This is a genomic window from uncultured Virgibacillus sp. (assembly GCF_947495635.1).
In the GTDB taxonomy this organism is placed as follows: domain Bacteria; phylum Bacillota; class Bacilli; order Bacillales; family Amphibacillaceae; genus Virgibacillus; species Virgibacillus salarius.
In genome coordinates, this window is record NZ_CANMAB010000047.1 from 1 (window position 1) to 21,065 (window position 21,065).

The following is a 21,065-nucleotide window of genomic DNA, read 5'->3' on the forward strand; positions in this document are numbered from 1 at the left end:
AAAAGATTCCAGCTATCATTTTTTGATAACTGGAATCTTTTTTAACTTCATAAGGGCTAGTTATGTCCCAGCCCCTTCCTCATTATATAGATCCCCTTTATCTAATCGAACCATCTAGAAACTAATCCTGCCCAATTAGTTCCTGCATTGTCCCCTGTTTCGTGTAACTAACATGCCAGCTCATTGCCTTTTCCAAATTATGAGGTGTCTGCCCACCACCTTTAATTGCTTCCTTATAGTAATTCCATAATTGCTTACGATACATAGGATGTGCACAATTTTCAATAATCAGTGGAGCTCTTTCCCTTGGAGCAAGCCCTCGTAAATCTGCATAGCCTTGCTCCGTAACTAATATATCTACATCATGCTCTGTATGATCGATATGCGAAGCAAAGGGTACAACACTTGAAATAGTACCATTCTTAGCAATAGATTTTGTAACAAAGATGGCGACCCTAGCATTTCGGGCAAAATCACCAGATCCCCCTATCCCATTCATCATCTTCGTGCCCGCCACATGAGTTGAATTGACATTCCCATAGATATCAAATTCTAACGCTGTGTTAATGGATAAGAGTCCAAGTCTACGAATAATTTCTGGATGATTGGATATTTCCTGTGGACGCATAATTAATTTATTTCGATATCGCTCGAAGTTGTTAAAGACCTCTTGCATTCTAGCCTCAGAAAGCGTAATCGAACAGCAAGATGCCATCCGCACCTTATTTGCATCCATTAAATCAAATACAACGTCCTGTAATACTTCCGAGTAAATCTCTAGATTTTCAAATTCTGAATTAACCATTCCATGTAAAACAGCATTTGCAACTGAGCCAATACCAGATTGAAGTGGAGCAAGGTTTTTAGTTAATCTCCCTGTCGCAACCTCCTCACGAAAAAAGTGCAGCAAATGATCGGCCATAACCTTTGTTTCTTTATCTGGCTGTACAATCGTAGAGGGAGAATCCGTTTGGTTTGTAAAAACGATTCCTTTAACTTTCTCCACATCAATCGGAATACCGATTGTACCAATTCGATCATGCACCTCAGTTAAAGGAATAGGTTTGCGCTTTCCTTGCTTATCCGGGCTGTATAGGTCATGCAGCCCTTTTAACAATAGAGATTGAGCTAAATTGATCTCAATAATAACTGCCTTTGCGCTCTCTGCAAATGAAAGGGAGTTACCAATTGAAGTAGTTGGTATAATTAACCCTTCAGCCGTGATGGAAATCGCTTCCAAAATAGCATAATCAACTTTTTCTATTACATTTCCCCGTAGTAATTCAGCGGTATGCGAAAGATGATGGTCAACGAATAGATGCTCTCCTTGATTTATTTTCCTCCGCATGAATGGATCTGCTTGAAAAGGTAAGCGTTTATTAACCAAGCCTGCTTCCGCAAACATCTTATCAACGTCTGACCCCAAAGAAGCACCTGTAAAAACATTCACCTTTAGGCGCTCCCCATTTTCGACTCGCTTTACTAACGCTGTTGGTACAGCTTTTACATCCCCTGCCCGGGTAAAGCCGCTTAATCCAAGTGTCATTCCATCCTTTATCCACGATGCTGCTTCTTCTGCAGTTACAACGCGATCATGCAGTCGAACATCCTCTATTCTATCATGTTCACATCTCATCCCAAACCCCTTCTTTCTTATTAGAGTTTAAGGACTATTCTATATGAAGCGCTTTCTTTTTTGTGGAAATATGTCTGGAATAGAAGTATATTGCTTAGACCAGTACCAGATACTTTTAAAACAGTATTTGTATTCAAAATCCTAATAGCTTCCGAAAATAACTGGAATAGGATTGGCTAACAGGTATTTGGTCTCCATTTCTCATAGCTAGCATAAATGTCGAATGCGTATCTGGATAAATATGCTCAATTTGATTCACATTAACTATAAATGATCGATGACAACGAATGAACGATTCTCTTGGTAGCATATATTCAAAATCCTGCAACGTAAGCCGATGTACACCATTCAATTCTTGAGAAATAACATTTGTCCTCCTGTCCTTCACTTCGATATATTGGACTTTCTCAAAAGGAATTGGTTTCCAACCGTCTGAAGTCTTTACGGTAATAACTGATTTCCCCTCCGTTAATGCTGGATAAATAGCAAGCACACATCCTCCTAAATGAGCTCCATCATAAAAGGGAACTGCCATACCATGATACGGGATCCCAAATACATTTCGGGGTATGAATTCAGACACTTTCTGCTCCATTACCAGAGCCTTGCTAGCAAGTGTTTCTTCCTTAATTGAATCTCCAGGTCTAATTTTTAAATCAATTCGTATACTTGGGCGATAGTAGATATATTCCGATGTCGTTGTTACGGCAATAGATATCTCATCGGAAAAAAGTTCACCAATTACATCTAATAATGATCTAGTAGTGAGTCTTTGCATGATAATGCTCCTTTTTCCTTACTTCATCCATTTCCTCGTGGATTTTTTTACAAAGTGTTTCCTTTATAGCTTTGACCGAATGATTAGAAAGCCAATCTATATTAAACTGTGCATGCTTATCTTCCTTTAAGTGTAGCTCAATCAAAGTACTTACTTCTTTGAATCTCTTTATATCTTCGAAGGAAATCCGTTTCCTTGGTAAACATAATCCGCGATAAATTAAAATCTCATTATCCTCCATATGAATGTAATCCTTTTTCCACATGGTTTGGTAATGGATCCCTTGAACAAGCGAAAAAAAAAGCAAATATACTACTTATTACAACACATTAATCTACAAAGTGAAACTTCAATCAGTGGGTATCTTACTGGTTATGTACAGGTTAAACTTCTGATTTTTGTTTAAACGCTGCTGGCATTACCGCAGCTATCACTTCTCCCTTTGCACAGCAGTCGTTATGAGCAAACACTTCCGTGCGTATTTTGAATTTCTTTGGATGTATTTCTTCAACAGTTCCAATAGCCTTCAGAGGTATACCATGAGGTGTCGGTTTCATAAAGTCTACATGTAAAGATGCGGTAACAAAACGGGGTGGCTCTGTCCCATCTCCAATTTCATGGCCATTTTTACGATGTAAAGCCATTGACGCTGAGCCTGTTCCGTGGCAATCAATTAAAGATCCAATTAATCCTCCATATACAAATCCAGGAATAGCTGTATGTTCTGGCCTAGGTGTATACACCGTAATCGTTTTATCACCTTGCCAGATGGTTTTAAAATGAAGTCCTTCTTTATTCAGCCTTCCACAGCCGTAGCACCAAGCATAGTCCTCTGGGTAAATATCTTGTATTGCATCTATAGACATGTTGTCCCCTCCTTTTTTGACTAGTATAGCATACAAGCATATGTTGAAATATATGGTATAAGCATAAATTTTACATCCTCAGTCAACACAGTGTAGTTGATAACGGATCCATTGCTTGTCGAAATCAATCAAATGGTGACATCGCTTTATATCTTCGCTAGAATATAAGTATACAGATATTACTTTCAGAGATGGGGTTTTGTGGCATGAAAAGATTGGTCATATTAGGCGGGGGGTACGGTGGACTGAAGGCCTTGTTAGGTCTGCTTGATTATCAGCTGCCAGAAGAAGTAGAAATTACCTTAGTGGATCGAAATCCTTACCATTCTATTAAAACAGAGTTCTATACAATAGCAGCAGGTACTTCTGCAGAAAAAGATGTTCGATTACACTTTCCTGACGATCAACGTGTACGTTATTTTTACGGGGAGATTAAAGAAATTGATACGGTTAAGGAAGAAATTTTATTTTCTAATTCCAGTGAAATCATTCCCTATGACTATCTCGTAATTGGTTTAGGTTGTGAGGATAATTATCACGGCATTCAAGGAGCTAAAGAGTTCACACATAGTGTTCAAACCTTTGAAAAGGCAAGAAATACAGGGCTTGCCGTTTGTAATTTGAAAGCTTACGGGAAAGTCTCAGTCGTTGGTGCTGGACTAAGTGGTATCGAAGTGGCTTCAGAAATAAGAGAAAGCCGCCCTGACTTAAATATTCGCTTATTAGATCGTGGTGCAAGTGTTTTAAAGGCTTTTGATGCAAAAATACAGCAGTACGTATCAGAATGGTTCATTAGAAACGATGTAGATGTACTCCACCACTCCAATGTAGAATATGTAGAAAAAGATGGCGTCTGCAATAACGGTGTTTGTTTTGTAAACGATGTTACCATCTGGACTGCAGGTGTAAGACCACATTATTTAGTTCGAGAACTTCCCTTTGCTAAAGATGAGCAAGAGAAAATCGTTGTGAATGATTTCTTCCAAATACCAGAAAGAACAAATATTTATGTAGTAGGGGATTGCGCTTCCTCTGAATATTCACCTAGTGCACAGCTAGCTGGTCAGCAAGGGGAGAAAATCGCAGAGGTGCTTTTAGCAGTTCTCAGTGATAAAGAGCCAAAAAAACCAAAGGAAATTAAATTAAAAGGTACACTTGGCTCACTCGGCAAATCGGATGGGTTCGGAAACATGATGCAAAAGCCAATGACTGGGCTTTTACCACGATTAGCTAAATCAGGGGTTCTTTGGTTAAATAAGCGCCATTAATACGTAAAAACCGAGGCTGATCACTCTGAATTGCCTCGGTTTTATTATTCACTGGACAGTCAACGTCACATTTATAGCATTAGATGAACCAAACCAGGGGTAATGATGGAAACAACAACTGCACTTACAACCATAGCAATCGTGCTAATCGCCCCTTCTAGCTGACTTTTTTCCATAGATGTCGCTGTTCCAATTGCGTGAGATGCACTCCCCATTCCAACACCACGCCCTAAATAATGATCCAATCGAAACAATCTAAGAACAAAAGTATGCATCAATACACCACCGATTCCTGCTATCATAACAAATACTGCTGATAACGACATAACACCACCCAGAGTATCTGTAACAGCCATCGCTACTGGGGTTGTTACAGACTTTGGCGTTAACGAATAGATAATGCTTGATTCAAACCCCGCCCACTTAGCTAATAATACGCCTGTTGAAATACCTAAGATTGCCCCAAACAATGTCCCTACTAAGATTGGTATGGTTACTTTTTTTAAAGTTTCTCTATGTTGATATAATGGATAAGCAAGCGCAACAACTGCCGGACCTAACAGCTCATTAATCCACTTTCCACCAATCATATATGTTTCATAAGGAATATGAAACATAGCTAGTATAATAATGATTATTGTCGTCGCAATTAAAACTGGCGCCGTTAAAGGGTAATTCCACGTATGATGAATACGAACTGCAAGTTGATAGATGAAAAACGTTCCGATAATTGCCACTGTTGCTAAGATGATTTCATTCATGCTGACATTCCTTTCTGCGAATTAACCACTGACTTACAACACCTGATCCACCCATAACAAAAATCGTGCTTATTAATACGATAATAATCAGGAAAAAACCTTTTCCAGAAAATAAGTGAAAATAATTGATAACACCAACTGTAACTGGAATAAAAAAGAATGCTAGATTATTAATAATATAATTAGCACCTTCATCAACCCAGGAAATACGAAAAACGTTGGTTATTAATAATAGAAATAAGATCAACATACCTATTACACTACCAGGAATAAATAAATGCAATGTGTTTTGTATCCAATTGCCAAACAAAAATATGATATATAATAAGCAAATATGGAGGATCATTTTACCTAACTTCTTCAAGATGGTCACTTCCTACTCTAAGATGTACCAATTGAAATAAATAGCTTATCATTAAAACACCGCGAGACAAAACGAAAAAGACTTGCTCGTAAATCCATTGAATCATCGCTGTGTTTCACCAGCTATTTTTCAAATGACATATACCATTATAGCAGTTATACAAACTACGTTGTAAATTGATAAGTGAAACTTCAATAAGTGGGAGGGTGTTTATCCCCTATTTACCAATATTGGTTTCTCTTTATTCCTAGAAGAGGTGGTGTTATTTCCAGTTATATGTGGAATCCTATCTTCCCGCCCTATTGCACAGAAAAACAACCGGGTTCACCATACCCGGTTGTAGAAGTTAGCTATTAATAAGATGACGCTTGGTGTGTACGGTTGGCCAATCGTTCATTTTTAACTTCAAGCCATTGCTTATTCATGTTAATGGCTTGTGTGATGCTCTCAAGCTGATTGTTTACTTGATTTTTAGCTGTTCCTCCCAGAACATTACGTGCTTGTACAACGGCTTCTGGTGATAGAAAATGATAAATATCAGCTTCAACCTTTTTAGAGAAAGACTGAAATTCATCCAACGTTAGCTCTGTTAAATATTTATTTTCTTTGATACAATATAGCACTGTTTCACCTGTTATCGCATGCGATTCTCTGAAAGGTATCCCTTTTCCAACTAGATAATCAGCAAAATCTGTTGCATTAGAATAATCTCTTTGTACCGCATTGTACATAACATCTTTGTTTACTTTCATCGTTTCAATCATCGGCGCAAATAAAGATAGCGCTCCTCTTAACGTCGCGACAGTATCAAACATACCTTCTTTGTCTTCTTGCATGTCTTTATTATATGCTAGCGGCAATCCCTTTAATGTTGTCAGCATTCCCATAAGATGACCGTATACTCGACCAGTTTTACCTCTTACTAATTCTGCCACATCAGGATTTTTCTTTTGTGGCATCATACTACTACCAGTAGAAAATTCATCATCGAGCTCAATAAAATGAAATTCTTGACTAGACCATTGAACAAGCTCTTCACAGAGTCTTGACAGATGCATGGAAATCATTGATGCATCACTTAAGAATTCAATAACAAAATCTCGATCACTAACTGCGTCTAAGCTATTTTCACAAACATCTTCAAAGGCAAGTTGTTCAGCTACGAATCCTCGATCGATTGGAAACGTCGTCCCCGCTAGCGCACCAGCACCGAGCGGCGATTGATTCACACGCTTCCAGCTATCCGTTAATCGATCGATATCTCGTTGGAACATCCAAGCATATGCCAGTAAATGATGGGAAAATAATACTGGCTGAGCTCTTTGAAGATGTGTATAGCCTGGTAAAATGGTATCCATATTTGCTTTCGCTTGTTTTAGTAATGCGATCTGTACATGGACTAGTAAATCGATTAACTCCACCAAAGCATCACGTAAATATAAACGCATATCAAGGGCTACTTGATCATTTCTACTTCTCCCTGTATGAAGCTTTCCACCAACGGGACCAACTTCTTCAATCAGTAGCTTTTCTACGTTCATATGAATATCTTCATGTTCTTCACTTAATCGTGCTTCTCCACTTTCTATTTTACTAGCAACAATGTTAAGACCCTCTGCTATGGTTTTAGCCTCTTCTGTCGTTATAATCTTACATTTACCTAGCATAGCCACATGTGCTAGGCTTCCCTCAATATCATAGGCTGCTAATTTCTTATCAAAATAAATGGAGGCTGTATACTCATCTACTAATTGACTCGTCGGCTTAGTAAAACGCCCTCCCCATAGCTTCATGGCTGGACAGCTTCCTTCACATCTAATACGGCGTCTTTCACAGACTGATCAACAGCTTTATGTGCGTGATTTACAGTTGCGTGTACTTTTGTAGGCAGTCCCCAAAGCTTAATAAATCCTAAGGCAGCTTCATGATCAAAGGCGTCCTGTGCATTGTACGTAGCTAAATCAAAGTCATACAACGACTGTTGTGATTCACGACCAACTACTTGTGCATGACCTTTATATAATTTAACTTTAACTGTACCAGATACATCGTTTTGTGTTTCTTCAATAAAAGCTTTCAGTGCATCCGTAAGTGGAGAATACCAAAGGCCGTCATAAACCGTTTGCGCCAGCTTTTGCTCCATTAACGGTTTAAATTGAGCTACCTCTCTAGGCAAGGTTAGTGCTTCTAATTCTTGATGGGCAGCAATTAACGTAAGTGCCCCCGGAGCTTCGTAAATTTCTCGTGATTTAATTCCAACTAAACGATTTTCCACATGGTCAATTCTTCCGACACCATGCTTTCCAGCAACACGATTTAATGTAACGATAAGTTCTTCTAATGGCATAGAATTGCCATCTAAGGAAACAGGCTTACCTTGTTCAAATGTAATTTGCACAATTTCCGGATCATTTGGCGCCTCCACTGGATTTGTAGTTAAGTCAAATGCTTCTTCTGGTGCTTCAGCCCACGGATCTTCTAATATTCCACATTCGTTACTACGTCCCCACAAATTTTGATCGATGCTAAACGGATTATCTAGATCAATCGGAATAGGAATATTATGTTTTTTTGCATATTCAATCTCTTCTTCTCTCGACATTGCCCATTCACGTACAGGTGCAACAATTTTTAAATCTGGCTGTAAAGCAGTAAACGCAACATCAAACCGTACTTGATCATTTCCTTTACCAGTACAGCCATGTGCTACTGCTACTGCACCTTCTTCTTTAGCAATATTCACCAATATTTTGGCAATCAATGGACGTGAAAGCGCTGATATTAAAGGATACTTTCCTTCATATAATAAATTAGCTTGTAGCGCAGGTAACACAAATTCATTTGCAAACAATGCTTTAGCATCGATGACATACGACTTAATTGCCCCTACTTGTAATGCTTTATTTTTCACAAATTCAAGGTCTTTTCCTTCACCTACATCAAGGGCTACTGCTATTACATCATAATTATATTTATCCTGAAGCCATTTTATCGCTACAGATGTATCTAGTCCGCCAGAATAAGCTAATACGATTTTATCCTTGGTCATTCTCACCACTCCTGTTCATTAAGTTCTTATTGAATTATTATGCATTAATATGAATATATATTCAATAGGTAACTATAATATTTTTATAGAAAATATGTTTTATAGTATTAATTCCTGTGTAAACCCTTGATACAAAGAGTATTAATTTAACTGATCGTCATGCACAAGATGTATTTTACGTTTATTAAAAAGATATAGATTTGGAGTGGAAATAAATTTATGTTGGCGAATTAAAAACCCCCTTCTAATAGGGGGAGTGTCAACGAACTATCAACATTTACAATAAGGAAAGAGCAAAGAAGGCTGGGACAAAACACAACTTCTTTACTCAAAATACGAATGATCATGTTATCAATGGCTAGTATCATCGCCGCACTGTGAAACTATACGCACTTTCCACGCACGGCCTCAGCTAACTTGGTAAAGAAAAACACGTTACCATGTGGATCTTCGGACTCGTGCTGTTTCCACCGGAGTTTCGCTTATTTCTGGTGCTAAAATAATTATTCTAATCAAAAAATGAACGATAATTAATTTCAACTAATCATCGCTCGTTTTTAATTGTTTCTTCATTTTTTTGTCTCAGTCTCATTTTTTATAAATTTTAAATCCTTAAGGTGGGTAATTATTTTTCGCTTTTTTTCTGATACCAGTGAGCATAAATATACAGTAACATTGCAAAAATAGAGGTTCCGATATTTCCTAACCATTGTACTGTATCATTGAAAGTGAATTGCTTTATTGTTAAAAAAAGAAAAACGCCGATAAGTACAGCAATATTGTAAATCAATCTATCACGCACTCTCTCTAAGTCAATTACTTTAACGAAGTACCTAGTTTTATCATAAGGTAATTAGAGTGAAAACCAGTCAAATTAAAACCTCTTTTTTCTGCTGAGGCTATACAAGTTGTGAGCATCCATATCATGGTTATGGGTATACCGCCACCTTTAACACCTGACATTCACTATATCAAGATCCTTTTAACCCCTCTAAGCTTCCACGTTTGGGAGTGTCTACCGGCGAGGGACCCCCTAAGATTGGGGAGTTCGATAAATGGAATCTGGGACCAACGGTATGATAAAATATGATAGCTGATACGGAGTTTACAGCGAAAAATACGTCTCATCCTATTAGATAATACATTGATGCCAAAATTTTGTATAGAGGTATTTTAAAATGGACAATTCACCTATCTAAATCGCTAACTGCTATCTCCGCAGAACCCCCCTTAATTTTTCTGTAATATGGATGAACAGGTTGTAGTCATTGTTGTTTTAATCAGAAGGATTATTATTTCAAAAAGATCCGAACTACCATCCGAATATCACTTCGTTACTCGCATAATAGTCCGGAATTGCTTTATCTATATTTCATTTGTCTCGTCCGCTATATTTTATAAACTGGTCAATGCTTTCGTTATTTCGCTGTCCCCGGATACTAAATCAAAGGATTTACAGAATGTATTCTTTTCATTAAGAGTTGCTATGACAGTTGAGGCTACATCCTCCCTTGGTATAAATCCTCTTGTTAAATTCTCAGCTGCTGACACTTTACCAGTACCTGGATCATTTAACAACCCGCCAGGCCGAACAATGGTATAGTTCAGCCTCGTAGTTTTTAGCATTCGATCAGCATAATGCTTCGCTACATAATAAGGCCTAATCTGCTCATTCCAATTTTCCCGATGATGAGCTTGATGAGCACTAACAATAATATATCTATCGATGCCTACCTGCTCAGCAGCTTCCATCGTTTTTACCGCTCCATCTAAATCAATGAGTAACGTCTTGTCTAGGCCTGTGCTTCCTCCAGATCCTGCTGTAAAAATAATTGCATCTGTCCCTTTCATTGCTGCTGCTAATTCATCAACACTGCCTTCTAGATCTGCTATAACTACGTCGATTCCTTTACTTTCTAGCGCTGTTGCTTGTTCCTGCTTTCTTACCATCGCTTTTACCGTATGTTCTTTACTAGTCGTTAATTGTTGTAAAATATGTTTCCCAATTTGGCCATTCGCTCCTACTAAAAATACATGCATATGATCGAACTCCTTCCTAATGTGAGTGTTCTGGCTCCATTATTTCAGACAATCTTAACCGAAGCAAAAGTACTGTTTCGTATAGAAGTTATATTACTTAGAAGTTGCTGTATCAGTTAGTTACACTACTATTCCTTAGTATATGTGGCCATAATATGGAATACATCCGCTTCATTTAGGATATTTGACGTTCACAGTACTCCCACAAAGGACAATCCGTACAAATCGGGGTTGCTTTACAATGTACTTTTGCATGCATCACAATTAGTGCATGATATTCATTATATATTTCCACGCTTTCTGGAAGCTCCCTTTCCACATCAGAACGAAACGCATCATAGGTATCAGGCATATTAAAACCAAGTCTTTTAAAAAGTCGCCTTGCATAAGCATCAACTACGAATATAGGTTTACCAAAAGCATACAAAAGGATTACATCTGCTGTCTCTTTCCCTATACCATGAATTTGCAGCAACTGCTCCCGTAACTCTAGTCTTTTTAAATAGCGAAGCTTCCTTACGTCATAATCATACTGTCTAAACCACATAAGAAATGATTTTATACGCTTTGCTTTCGTGTTAAAAAACCCACTAGGACGAATAAGTGTGGCTAATTCGTCAAGCGACAATTCATATAGCTCCTCTGGAGATCGATATACTTTTACATTTTTCATTGCCTTTTCGACATTATTCCAGTTAGTATGTTGTACTAGAATGGCTCCAAGCATCATTTCCATTGCAGAATCTGCCGGCCACCAGCCTTGTGGACCATAGTGAGAAAATAACGTATCATAAATAGCTTGGTAAGTACGCATGTGTATTACTTCCCCCATCATTAAATTTTCAACCTTACCTATCATTTCCTCCATCTTAGCAGAACGCTGTTTATCATTAAACTACATTTCCTATAAAGTGAATGCTTAAAATAGATAAGCTTCCTATTCTCACCTGCCAAAAACCTCCTAATATTTACCTGTTACGACAGTGTATTTTTCTCTCTTGCAAGTTATAAAAGGACCATTTTTCTATTAATTTACAAAACATTTACATTGATAACATACTAGCTTAATAATCGCCTACTATACTAGCAAATGAGAGGGGCAACCCTCCTTGATAATAATATATACGCTAAACAGGGGAGGCAATTTTAATGAAGTTCAAGAAGTACCTTATGTTCTTTCTTATCGCCGCACTTGCCGTTGTTATCGCAGCATGCGGGTCGGATTCAGAAGGAGATAGTTCAGAGAAAGAAAATGACTCATCTGAAAACGCAAATGCTGAAGGTGAAGGCGGATCTGAAGAGCTAGAGGGTAGTGTTGTCATTGATGGATCTGGAACAGTCTATCCTTTAATGTCAAGATTAGCTGAAGAATATATGGTTAATGAACAACCAAATGTATCTGTAGAAGTAAGTCGCGCAGGAACTAGTGCTGGATTTGAAAAATTCCTTGTAGAAGACGGAACAGACTTTAACGATGCTTCTCGTGTGATTAAAGAAGAAGAACAAGCAAAAGCCGATGAGCTTGGGCTGGAAATTAAAGAATTAAAAGTAGCCTTAGACGGATTAACAATCGTTACTCATCCAGATAATGATTGGGCTACAGAATTAACGGAAGACCAAATCACAGGCATTTTCCTTGGAGAATATACAAACTGGTCAGATATTAATTCAGATTGGCCAAATGAAAAAATTCAAACCTATGGACCAAACGAAAATCATGGAACGTATGAATTTTTCTATGAAAACATTTTAGAGGAAAAAGATCTAGTAAGTGATATTAATTTGCAACAAGATTATTCAACACTTGTTACGTTAGTTTCAGAAGATAAAAACGCTATTGGGTTCTTTGGCTTCGGCTATTATGACAGTAACAAAGATAAGCTGCAAGCAGTTAACGTAGATTTTGGTAACGGACCGGTTGAACCTTCTTTAGACACCATTGCTGAGGATGGAGATTATGCAGGGTTCACTCGCCCAGTATTCACATATTTGAATGTTGGTCACGCTAAAGAGAAGCCCCAAGTACTTGATTACGCGCTATTCGTTATGAACAACATAAATAAATTTGCTGGTGAAACTGGTTTTGCTCCAATCCCAGATGAAGAAGTAGAGAGCTTAATCAGTGATTTAGAAGCTCTTAAATAACAGGACAAACCATTAGTGCTCTGTACTAATGGTTTCGGTCTTTCTCATCTTAAGATGTGCTCGTAACGCTAGTAAGCACCTAATCTAATTAACTCCACATGATATGAGAGATGAGAGCTGCTATGCTCTCATTTCTTGTGACTTAACGCTCTGGAAGGAGGGCACCAATAATGGCATCGAACAACGAGATATACAATCACGAAAAAACAAAAGTTAGAGACATGATTGCCAAAAATAAAAATGGACAAAACATGCGTAAGGTAACAGAGAAGATGATCCCAGTACTCCTCTTTTCCATAGCCGCTATTTCCATTCTTACTACAATTGGTATTGTCTTTACACTATTAACAGAAACGATAGAATTCTTTAAACGTGTACCGATAGCTGATTTCTTTACAGGGACTGTCTTAAAACCGCTTAGTCAAAATCCGGAGTTCGGGGTACTTCCCCTTATCAATGGAACTATTATTTCATCTTTCATTGCTATGTTAGTCGCAGGGCCGATTGGAATTATGACAGCCGTTTTCTTAAGTGAATATGCTTCTGAAAGGGTCAGAAGAACGTTAAAACCACTTTTAGAAATCCTTGCAGGGATTCCTACTATTGTGTATGGATTCTTTGCTTTTACGTTCGTAACACCACTAATAAGAGAAATATTTCCAAGTGTAGAAGCAACTAATATTTTAAGCCCTGGATTAGTGATGGGAGTAATGATCATCCCCATGATAGCTTCTTTATCGGAAGATGCTATGACTTCTGTTCCCAATTCTATGCGCGAAGGAGCTCTCGCATTAGGTGCAACAAAGCTAGAGGTTACATTTCGAGTCGTTATTCCCGCTGCGCTTTCAGGAATTATCGCATCCTTTGTTTTAGGAATATCTCGAGCAATCGGCGAAACAATGATTGTAACCATTGCAAGTGGAAGCTCGAAGAACTTCACCTTTGATATAACCCAATCCATGCAAACAATGACTGCTTACATTGTGGAAGTATCAGGTGGGGATGCACCTGCTGGATCGACCATTTACTATAGCCTATATGCAGTTGCTATGACACTATTTGTCTTCACACTTATCATGAATTTACTTGCTAGATATGTCTCTCGTAAATTTAGGGAGGAATATTAATCATGAAATATGTCAACATCGAACAAGTACAGAAAAAGATGAATACGCGTTTACTAAAAAACAATCTATTAAAATCATTATTCTTTGCAGCAACGTTATTTGGCTTAGTCGTTCTAGCAATCTTAATTATCCGCGTCTTACTACAAGGTGCTAGCTGGATTAACATGGATTTTTTAACAGGAAAGCTATCAACTTCTCCGGATAGAGCAGGGATTATGGGGGCAATATTAGGAACCTTCTGGCTCATGGTCGTTGTTATTCCTGTCACATTGTTCCTGGGAGTAGGTACTGCCATCTATCTTGAATTATATGCAAGCAAAGGACGTTTTCAATCCTTTATTCAAACAAATATAGCAAACTTAGCTGGTGTACCTTCGATTGTATATGGAATTCTCGGTATGACATTATTTGTCCGTGCGCTCGACTTTGGAAACATTGTTTTAGCTGGCGGACTCACCATGTCATTACTTGTACTTCCTATCATTATTGTTGCTGCGCAAGAATCTATACGTGCCGTACCTCAGCATCTTAGTGAAGCATCCTATGGGATGGGAGCAACCAAATGGCAAACCGTAAAGAATATTATCTTACCAGCAGCATTACCTGGTATACTTACAGGTTCTATCTTATCGCTTTCTAGGGCTATTGGCGAGACCGCACCCCTTGTTGTTATTGGGATTCCAGCTCTATTAATCCCATTTCCAGGTGGTATTATGGACAAATTCACTGTCCTCCCTATGCAGATTTACTATTGGACGTTGGATTCATCCCTAGTGGAAGAGTATGCGAATTTAGCTGCGGCTACCATCATTGTTTTGTTAGTATTACTATTTTTACTAAATGCAGCGGCAATTTTTATCCGCAATAAGTTTCAAAAACGATATTGATAAGGAGTGAACAGAATGAGCACCTTAACAAAACCAAAAATGAAAGAACCACTTGCATTCTCAGAAAATACTGTACAAATGCCCCAGAAAAACATTGTTTATGACACGAACGATTTAAATCTATGGTATGGAGAAACGCATGCTTTAAAAGATATTAACCTATCCATCTACGAAAAAGAAGTCACTGCCATCATTGGCCCTTCTGGATGTGGTAAGTCAACGTATCTAAAAACATTAAATCGTATGGTTGAGCTTGTTCCTAGCGTTCGTACCTCGGGAACAATTACCTATAATGAAAAAAGTATATTGGATAAATCTTTTAAAGTGGAAGATTTGAGAACAAGAGTAGGAATGGTTTTTCAAAAACCGAACCCATTTCCAAAATCAATCTATGATAATATCGCATACGGTCCTAAAATTCATGGTATTCGCAATAAAAAAGTACTCGATGAAATCGTGGAAAAGAGCTTACGAGGTGCTTCTATCTGGGATGAAGTAAAGGATCGTTTAAAAGAAAATGCCTACGGGCTTTCCGGAGGACAGCAACAGCGGATCTGCATTGCGCGCTGTTTAGCGATTGAACCAGATGTCATTTTAATGGATGAACCAACATCTGCATTAGATCCAAAATCAACATTGAGAGTGGAAGAATTAATCCAAGAATTGAAAAAGGATTATTCAATCATCATTGTTACACACAATATGCAGCAGGCCGCAAGAATATCTGATCGTACTGCCTTTTTCCTTAACGGTGAAGTCGTTGAATTCGATGATACCAATACGATTTTTACGAATCCAGCAGATAACCGCACGGAAGATTATATCTCTGGAAGATTTGGTTAGACGATTTGCGTAAACCAATTATATAACCTCCCCCTTCATATTTATAAAGTAAAAGCTCAATCGGTTGGGGGGTTTGTTTATCCCCTACTGACTGTTACTATGAGTACCGCAAGAGTAACTTTCTAAACTATCAAAAGACGAACAATAATTAACCTAAATTAATTATTGTTCGTCTTTTATCAATTATCTCTCAATCTTTTTTATAGCCTTATAAGCTCATGTTACTTCATCATTCTACATGGAAGCGCTGCGAATGATGCGAGAGCGAATCCGATATGTCTGTAAGCTTGCGTCCAATTTGATAATTGTTTTTCAGTTGAATGACTTGTTCATCACTACTTATCAGCATCTGTTCTGCACTCTCTAAATTTTCCCTCGATACGGAAGAATATTGAATGGCCGTTTGTTCTATATTAGGGAGTATATCTCCAATTCGCTGTAATTCTATTTGTATTCCTCTAAGTTGATGACTTACATTCGTAATTTCCTTTAGCAATGCATCAAAAGCATCCTTAGAAACGTTAGACATCATTAATGTCTTGTTTGTTTTCGTTAACATCTGCTCAAATGCTTCAGAGGCATCTGCTGTGTTTAACTCCATGCTAGAAATAGAATTAGTGATTTCAATAGCGGCTTGTGAAGATTGCTCCGCTAGCTTGCGCACTTCATTAGCTACAACTGCAAATCCTTTGCCAGTTTCACCTGCTCTTGCTGCTTCAATTGCCGCATTTAACGACAACAGCTTTGTCTGTTCTGCAATTGCTTGTATCATATTAACAAGATTAGCTATGGAATGTGAATTTGCTTTTACGCTATTTATTTTTTCCGTAAGGTGAGCAAAATCGCTTTCGAAAGTGCTAATGGTTTGAATTAGCTTCTCCATTTGCACTTCACCCGTTTGCGCAGACTGATTCATCGTATCGGAGCTAATAAAAATACCCTTCATCGTCAAAATCGTTCGTTCCAAATCACCCTTCATCACCTTAAAGGTCTTGACACTTTGCTCTGAGCTCGATGCGGTCTGTTCAGCACCTTGTTTTACCACATGAATCGCTTCCTTTAATTGTTCTCCAGAATGTAACGTCAATTCTGAAGAAACTTGTAGCTCTCCACCAGCTTTCTTAAGGTCTACCGTTGTATCTTGTATTTCATGAAGCATGGTACGCATATGAGTAATCATTGTTTCATAACTTTTATGGAGGGATATAAACTCTGGTAATGTTGTTTGTATAGCTGGAGCCTGCTGCAGATTGCCTTTTCTTACAGCTTCCATTGTCTTTCTCAATACCATTAAAGGCTTTATTACACTACGAACAAATAAAATGATGAAAAGGATAGTAATGATACTGCTTACAACAATAATAAAAAAGGTAAAATAAGCCATTTCATGAACTGGCCCCATGTATGAAGCAGTAGGAACAAGCAAAACATATATCCCTTGGATTTCTTTCATCTCTTGAAAGGTTATAGTATATTCCTCGTCATTTATTGTTCGATGAAACAAACCCTTATTTTTTTCTACGATATCATTTACTAATTGTTCGGAGATAACAGGCAATTCTCCCTTACTAACTTTAAAGGGGACTGCTTGTCCGCCTTCTATGTAAAAATAATGAGAGGTCATTCCATCATCGGCTAATTTCAATTTCTGTGACCGCACATTCGCTTCTAACTGTTGCTTAAAATAGGCATCATCACTGACATATAAAAACTTCAAATTATCCGCGATATAACCCATTAATTCCGTCTCTCGTATTAGACGATTTTCAATCGAAGTCATCGTCGTTTCTTTTGCTTTTAAGTATGAAATAACTCCTACTGCTATCATAGAAAATAATAGTAACGTAATAAACAGCATGAGTAATCGACTTCGTAAGCTTAATTTTTCCAATATCCGTTTGCTAACATGCGTAGTATTATGGAACCATTTTTGAATAACCTGCTTCAAGCAAACTCCCCCTGTATCATTGCTTCATTATCAACAAGTATATCAAGTAAGTATTAATTTTTTGTAAAGCAATCGTTAAAAATGGTTAATTTGAACCATGAAAAATGACACACGACGATTCCTAATTTAAAAAAGAGGTGGGGACAAAAGGATTTTGATCGAAGAAAAAACGAACATTGAAAAAATATATTCGTGTAATGAGGCTACTCCAGAAATAGCGTAGTTTATTGTTCGTCTTTAGAATGAACCATTTTCGTTATGTCCCACCCTCACCAACATCCATCTATCTCTTTTTCTTATCCACATACTCGTTTGGTTCGTTACCGCCGTGGGAATTACTATTCTTAAATGGACTTTTACGACCGTTGCGATGTTCTCCATGATTACTATTTTCCTTAAATTGATTGTTCTTATCAGCCATTATAAAATAACTCCTTTCTACGTAAGCTTTAGTAAAGGCGTTTAAAAGAGATATACATGAATGGTATTGCTTTAGGATCTTATTACAACAGGTAATATAATCCTGATGCTGCCAAAATACTCTTCTAAACAAGCCATTTATAGTCTTTGTAAGAGTAACTAAATTATTCCTTTTTTCGGCCATCTTACGAAAAGGATGAGTCGTCATTTTTCTCAAAACGTCCATTTATCGTTATAATAATAGTAGTAGAATGTTCTTTGGAAGGACTGTTCAACATGTTATCTTTAGAAATGCTCATCTTTCTCTTTTCTGCAATGCTCATTGTCGGAGTATTAGCAACCAAATTCTCCACTCGATTGGGCTTACCAGCCCTCGTGTTGTTCCTCTTAATTGGTATGGGCCTTAACAAATTTGTTTTCTTTGAAAATGTAGAGCTTACCCAACTAATCGGAATTATGGCTTTAATCATTATTTTATTTGAGGGTGGGACACAAACAAAGTGGGAACAGGTTCGGCCTGTCCTTGGAGCAGCAGGCTCGTTAGCTACATTAGGAGTCTTATTAACCACCATATTAACAGGCTTTGCTGCTATGTATATTCTTGATCTATCTTTACTTGAAGGAATGTTATTCGGGGCCATTGTTGGTTCTACAGATGCAGCTGCTGTTTTTTCCGTTCTTGGTAATAAAAATATCAATACGAAATTGACATCTACACTTGAAGCAGAATCCGGTTCCAACGATCCCATGGCGGTATTCCTTACTGTTTCCTTTATTGAGCTCATTCAAATACCCGAAACATCCATTTGGAGTACGATTGGTAGCTTCTTTATACAAATGGGACTTGGCTTATTAATCGGACTATTACTCGGTAAGCTAACCGTGATGCTTATCAATAATATTAAGCTTGATACTGCCGGCCTATATCCAACATTAGCTATTGGTATGGCTACAGCTACATACTTTCTAGCGGACTTTTTAGGCGGAAGTGGCTTATTAGCTGTTTATGTAATGGCTGTATTTGTTGGTAATAGTGATTTAATGTATCGTTTCTCTATCTTACGATTCAACGAAGGATTTGCATGGATGATGCAAATTGTCATGTTTATCCTCCTCGGACTACTTGTTTTTCCAAGTCAACTTACGGAAGTCTTTTGGCAAGGTATTATTCTCTCCATCATTTTAATGTTTATCGCGAGACCGATTGCTGTATTTATTTCCATGGTATTCATGAAATATAATGTTAAAGAAAAATTGTTTATTTCATGGGCTGGGCTAAAAGGAGCTGTTCCTATCGTTTTAGCCACTTATCCGATCATTGCTGAAGTAGATAACAGTGACTTAATTTTTAATGCGGTATTTTTCGTTGTATTAATTTCAGCTTTGGTTCAAGGAAGCACATTATCATGGCTAGCTACAAAATTAAAATTAACCGGCTATAAAAATGATCCTACTAAACCTTCAATGGAACTCATTAATCTAGGAAATACAGAAGCGGAGATCATGGAAGTCAGGATATTCTCTCAATCTCCGGCAGTTAATACATCATTAATAGATATAGAACTTCCTGACGAGACATTAATTATCGGTATTATTCGTGATAAACAGGTTATTACTCCTACTGGTAATTCCGTTATTTTAGAGAATGACATCTTATACGTATTGAGTAATAAGAAAAATAGAGAAAAATCAAAGAAGGTATTATTGGGTCAAAAAGAAAAGAAAAAGCCTGTCAAAACGGAAGCATAAAGTAAAACTTCAATCAGCAGGGATATTACTGCCAGTTAAATGTGGAATAAAAATGAGCTATGCCAAAGTAAACGAAAGAAGCAAAAAGCTGAACGATATTCGAAATGGTTTAATGAATAGTCGGATTCGTTCAGCTTTTTTGTTCTATATCATTTCCATGTTTTTAATAAACGCCTTTTAGTGGTACATAGATACTTTCTTTTAAACTTTCTTGCCTCGTATTTTAGTCGTTAGAAGTGAGCATTAAGTGTTACCCCTGCCCCTTTCGCATTTTCTATTCCTCTAAGATATACTTCCTTAAGGCATAGCCGACTCCATTGTTTTCATGATGCTTCGTAATGTAGGTGGCATGTTGTTTCACTTCATCCTCAGCATTTTCCATCGCGATACACATTCCAGCAATAGAAAACATAGGTACGTCATTATAATTATCTCCTATTGCCACTGTATGCTTTAAGGGAATATTAAAATAATCTGCCATCTGCTTTAAGCCATAGCCCTTATTCGCATTAGGATGAGCTATTTCTATCTTTTGTTTACCTGAGGATGTTATGGATATATCATTTCTATTTTTCAGAATACTTTGGAGTATATTCCTTTTTGGCTTTTCGAAAGAAAGAACAAATAATTTATATACCTCTAAATCCGTATAATCGATTTCATTATAATTAGAAACATGTAGTAAGCCGTGCTGCCTGTTTTGCATATCAATGATATGATCTACCCAATCGATTGCTACGTCTAAATCCTGTATTCCTCTTTTTTCTCGTTCAAGGATCCCACTAATTTGGCTTTCTACTAAAATCCCACCTTTCGTGTATATTTCAAAATAGACTAATTGCTGTTTAAGTATCTCGATGAGGTCACCTATAACATCACTTGTTAGGAATAAGTGATACAGAAGTTTATCATTATCATATGCTTTTGCACCATTACCTGCAATAATTGGACAATCTATAGCAGCACGCCTAAGAATCTCTTTTGTATCATGAACCGAACGTCCAGACGAAATCACGACAATGTCATCTTTCCTTTGGACCTCATGAATGGCCTGCACATTCTCATCAGAAATCGTTCCATTTTCGGAGAGAAGCGTCCCATCCAAATCTATAGCAATCAACTGCATCCTATTTTCCCCCTTTCATCATTGAAGCTAAATGATAGGGGACTGCCTTAATAGACAT

The 21,065-nt window shown here is 37.5% G+C and carries 18 protein-coding genes; 6 read left to right on the forward strand and 12 right to left on the reverse strand.

The window, feature by feature from the left end; translation table 11 throughout:
* Nucleotides 1-121: 121 nt before the first annotated feature.
* The 3 genes from Q1A47_RS11405 to Q1A47_RS11415 form a co-directional block, all read right to left on the reverse strand.
* Nucleotides 122-1,636 carry an acetyl-CoA hydrolase/transferase family protein gene (locus tag Q1A47_RS11405; protein ID WP_166529934.1) on the reverse strand — a complete coding sequence of 505 codons (1,515 nt, stop codon included), beginning with the start codon at nucleotides 1,634-1,636 and terminating at the stop codon, nucleotides 122-124.
* 133 nt (nucleotides 1,637-1,769) lie between these two features.
* Nucleotides 1,770-2,414, reverse strand: a complete 645-nt coding sequence (locus Q1A47_RS11410) for a LytTR family DNA-binding domain-containing protein (RefSeq protein WP_121604043.1) — start codon at nucleotides 2,412-2,414, stop codon at nucleotides 1,770-1,772.
* Nucleotides 2,415-2,797: 383 nt separating this feature from the next.
* Nucleotides 2,798-3,280: a PaaI family thioesterase gene (locus Q1A47_RS11415; protein WP_026680447.1), complete on the reverse strand. Its 483-nt coding sequence runs from the start codon at nucleotides 3,278-3,280 to the stop codon at nucleotides 2,798-2,800.
* Between the two features lie 206 nt (nucleotides 3,281-3,486).
* Between Q1A47_RS11415 and Q1A47_RS11420 the strand changes: the two genes are divergently transcribed.
* Nucleotides 3,487-4,548 carry an NAD(P)/FAD-dependent oxidoreductase gene (locus Q1A47_RS11420; protein ID WP_026680446.1) on the forward strand — a complete coding sequence of 354 codons (1,062 nt, stop codon included), beginning with the start codon at nucleotides 3,487-3,489 and terminating at the stop codon, nucleotides 4,546-4,548.
* Between the two features lie 71 nt (nucleotides 4,549-4,619).
* Here the strand turns inward: Q1A47_RS11420 and Q1A47_RS11425 are convergent, their stop codons facing one another.
* The 6 genes from Q1A47_RS11425 to Q1A47_RS11450 form a co-directional block, all read right to left on the reverse strand.
* Nucleotides 4,620-5,309 carry an LrgB family protein gene (locus tag Q1A47_RS11425; protein ID WP_026680445.1) on the reverse strand — a complete coding sequence of 230 codons (690 nt, stop codon included), beginning with the start codon at nucleotides 5,307-5,309 and terminating at the stop codon, nucleotides 4,620-4,622.
* Nucleotides 5,302-5,673, reverse strand: a complete 372-nt coding sequence (locus Q1A47_RS11430; RefSeq protein ID WP_026680444.1) for a CidA/LrgA family protein — start codon at nucleotides 5,671-5,673, stop codon at nucleotides 5,302-5,304. Before Q1A47_RS11430 ends, Q1A47_RS11425 begins: the two co-directional genes overlap by 8 nt.
* Before the next feature lie 353 nt (nucleotides 5,674-6,026).
* Nucleotides 6,027-7,466: an argininosuccinate lyase gene (argH, locus tag Q1A47_RS11435; RefSeq protein ID WP_026680443.1), complete on the reverse strand. Its 1,440-nt coding sequence runs from the start codon at nucleotides 7,464-7,466 to the stop codon at nucleotides 6,027-6,029.
* Nucleotides 7,463-8,722, reverse strand: a complete 1,260-nt coding sequence (locus Q1A47_RS11440) for an argininosuccinate synthase (protein WP_026680442.1) — start codon at nucleotides 8,720-8,722, stop codon at nucleotides 7,463-7,465. The genes argH and Q1A47_RS11440 overlap by 4 nt, the downstream gene beginning before the upstream one ends.
* Before the next feature lie 1,395 nt (nucleotides 8,723-10,117).
* Entirely contained in the window at nucleotides 10,118-10,762 is a 645-nt protein-coding gene (locus Q1A47_RS11445; protein ID WP_166529933.1) for an SDR family oxidoreductase, read from the reverse strand.
* A 175-nt stretch (nucleotides 10,763-10,937) separates the two neighbouring features.
* Nucleotides 10,938-11,576: an endonuclease III domain-containing protein gene (locus tag Q1A47_RS11450; RefSeq protein ID WP_026680440.1), complete on the reverse strand. Its 639-nt coding sequence runs from the start codon at nucleotides 11,574-11,576 to the stop codon at nucleotides 10,938-10,940.
* A 335-nt stretch (nucleotides 11,577-11,911) separates the two neighbouring features.
* Here Q1A47_RS11450 and Q1A47_RS11455 point away from each other — a divergent pair, with 335 nt between their 5' ends.
* From Q1A47_RS11455 to pstB, 4 genes are all read left to right on the forward strand, one after another.
* A complete protein-coding gene (locus tag Q1A47_RS11455) occupies nucleotides 11,912-12,907 on the forward strand; it encodes a PstS family phosphate ABC transporter substrate-binding protein (RefSeq protein ID WP_166529932.1) in 996 nt (331 codons plus the stop codon).
* Nucleotides 12,908-13,077: 170 nt separating this feature from the next.
* Nucleotides 13,078-14,034 (forward strand): phosphate ABC transporter permease subunit PstC, encoded by a 957-nt coding sequence (pstC, locus tag Q1A47_RS11460; RefSeq protein ID WP_026680438.1) that lies wholly within the window; start codon nucleotides 13,078-13,080, stop codon nucleotides 14,032-14,034.
* A 2-nt stretch (nucleotides 14,035-14,036) separates the two neighbouring features.
* Nucleotides 14,037-14,921, forward strand: coding sequence for a phosphate ABC transporter permease PstA (pstA, locus tag Q1A47_RS11465; RefSeq protein WP_026680437.1), 885 nt, complete (start codon nucleotides 14,037-14,039; stop codon nucleotides 14,919-14,921).
* A gap of 39 nt (nucleotides 14,922-14,960) precedes the next feature.
* Complete coding sequence (pstB, locus tag Q1A47_RS11470) at nucleotides 14,961-15,764, forward strand: phosphate ABC transporter ATP-binding protein PstB (protein ID WP_226983633.1); 804 nt, start codon at nucleotides 14,961-14,963, stop codon at nucleotides 15,762-15,764.
* A gap of 229 nt (nucleotides 15,765-15,993) precedes the next feature.
* On the opposite strand, the gene Q1A47_RS11475 is transcribed toward pstB, so the two are convergent.
* Both Q1A47_RS11475 and Q1A47_RS11480 read right to left on the reverse strand, forming a co-directional pair.
* Complete coding sequence (locus tag Q1A47_RS11475) at nucleotides 15,994-17,712, reverse strand: methyl-accepting chemotaxis protein (RefSeq protein WP_246484541.1); 1,719 nt, start codon at nucleotides 17,710-17,712, stop codon at nucleotides 15,994-15,996.
* 283 nt (nucleotides 17,713-17,995) lie between these two features.
* Complete coding sequence (locus Q1A47_RS11480) at nucleotides 17,996-18,133, reverse strand: hypothetical protein (RefSeq protein WP_162986316.1); 138 nt, start codon at nucleotides 18,131-18,133, stop codon at nucleotides 17,996-17,998.
* Nucleotides 18,134-18,408: 275 nt separating this feature from the next.
* Between Q1A47_RS11480 and Q1A47_RS11485 the strand changes: the two genes are divergently transcribed.
* Nucleotides 18,409-19,881: a potassium/proton antiporter gene (locus tag Q1A47_RS11485; protein WP_026680434.1), complete on the forward strand. Its 1,473-nt coding sequence runs from the start codon at nucleotides 18,409-18,411 to the stop codon at nucleotides 19,879-19,881.
* 274 nt (nucleotides 19,882-20,155) lie between these two features.
* Here the strand turns inward: Q1A47_RS11485 and Q1A47_RS11490 are convergent, their stop codons facing one another.
* Nucleotides 20,156-21,007 (reverse strand): Cof-type HAD-IIB family hydrolase, encoded by an 852-nt coding sequence (locus tag Q1A47_RS11490; protein ID WP_026680433.1) that lies wholly within the window; start codon nucleotides 21,005-21,007, stop codon nucleotides 20,156-20,158.
* Nucleotides 21,008-21,065: the final 58 nt, after the last annotated feature.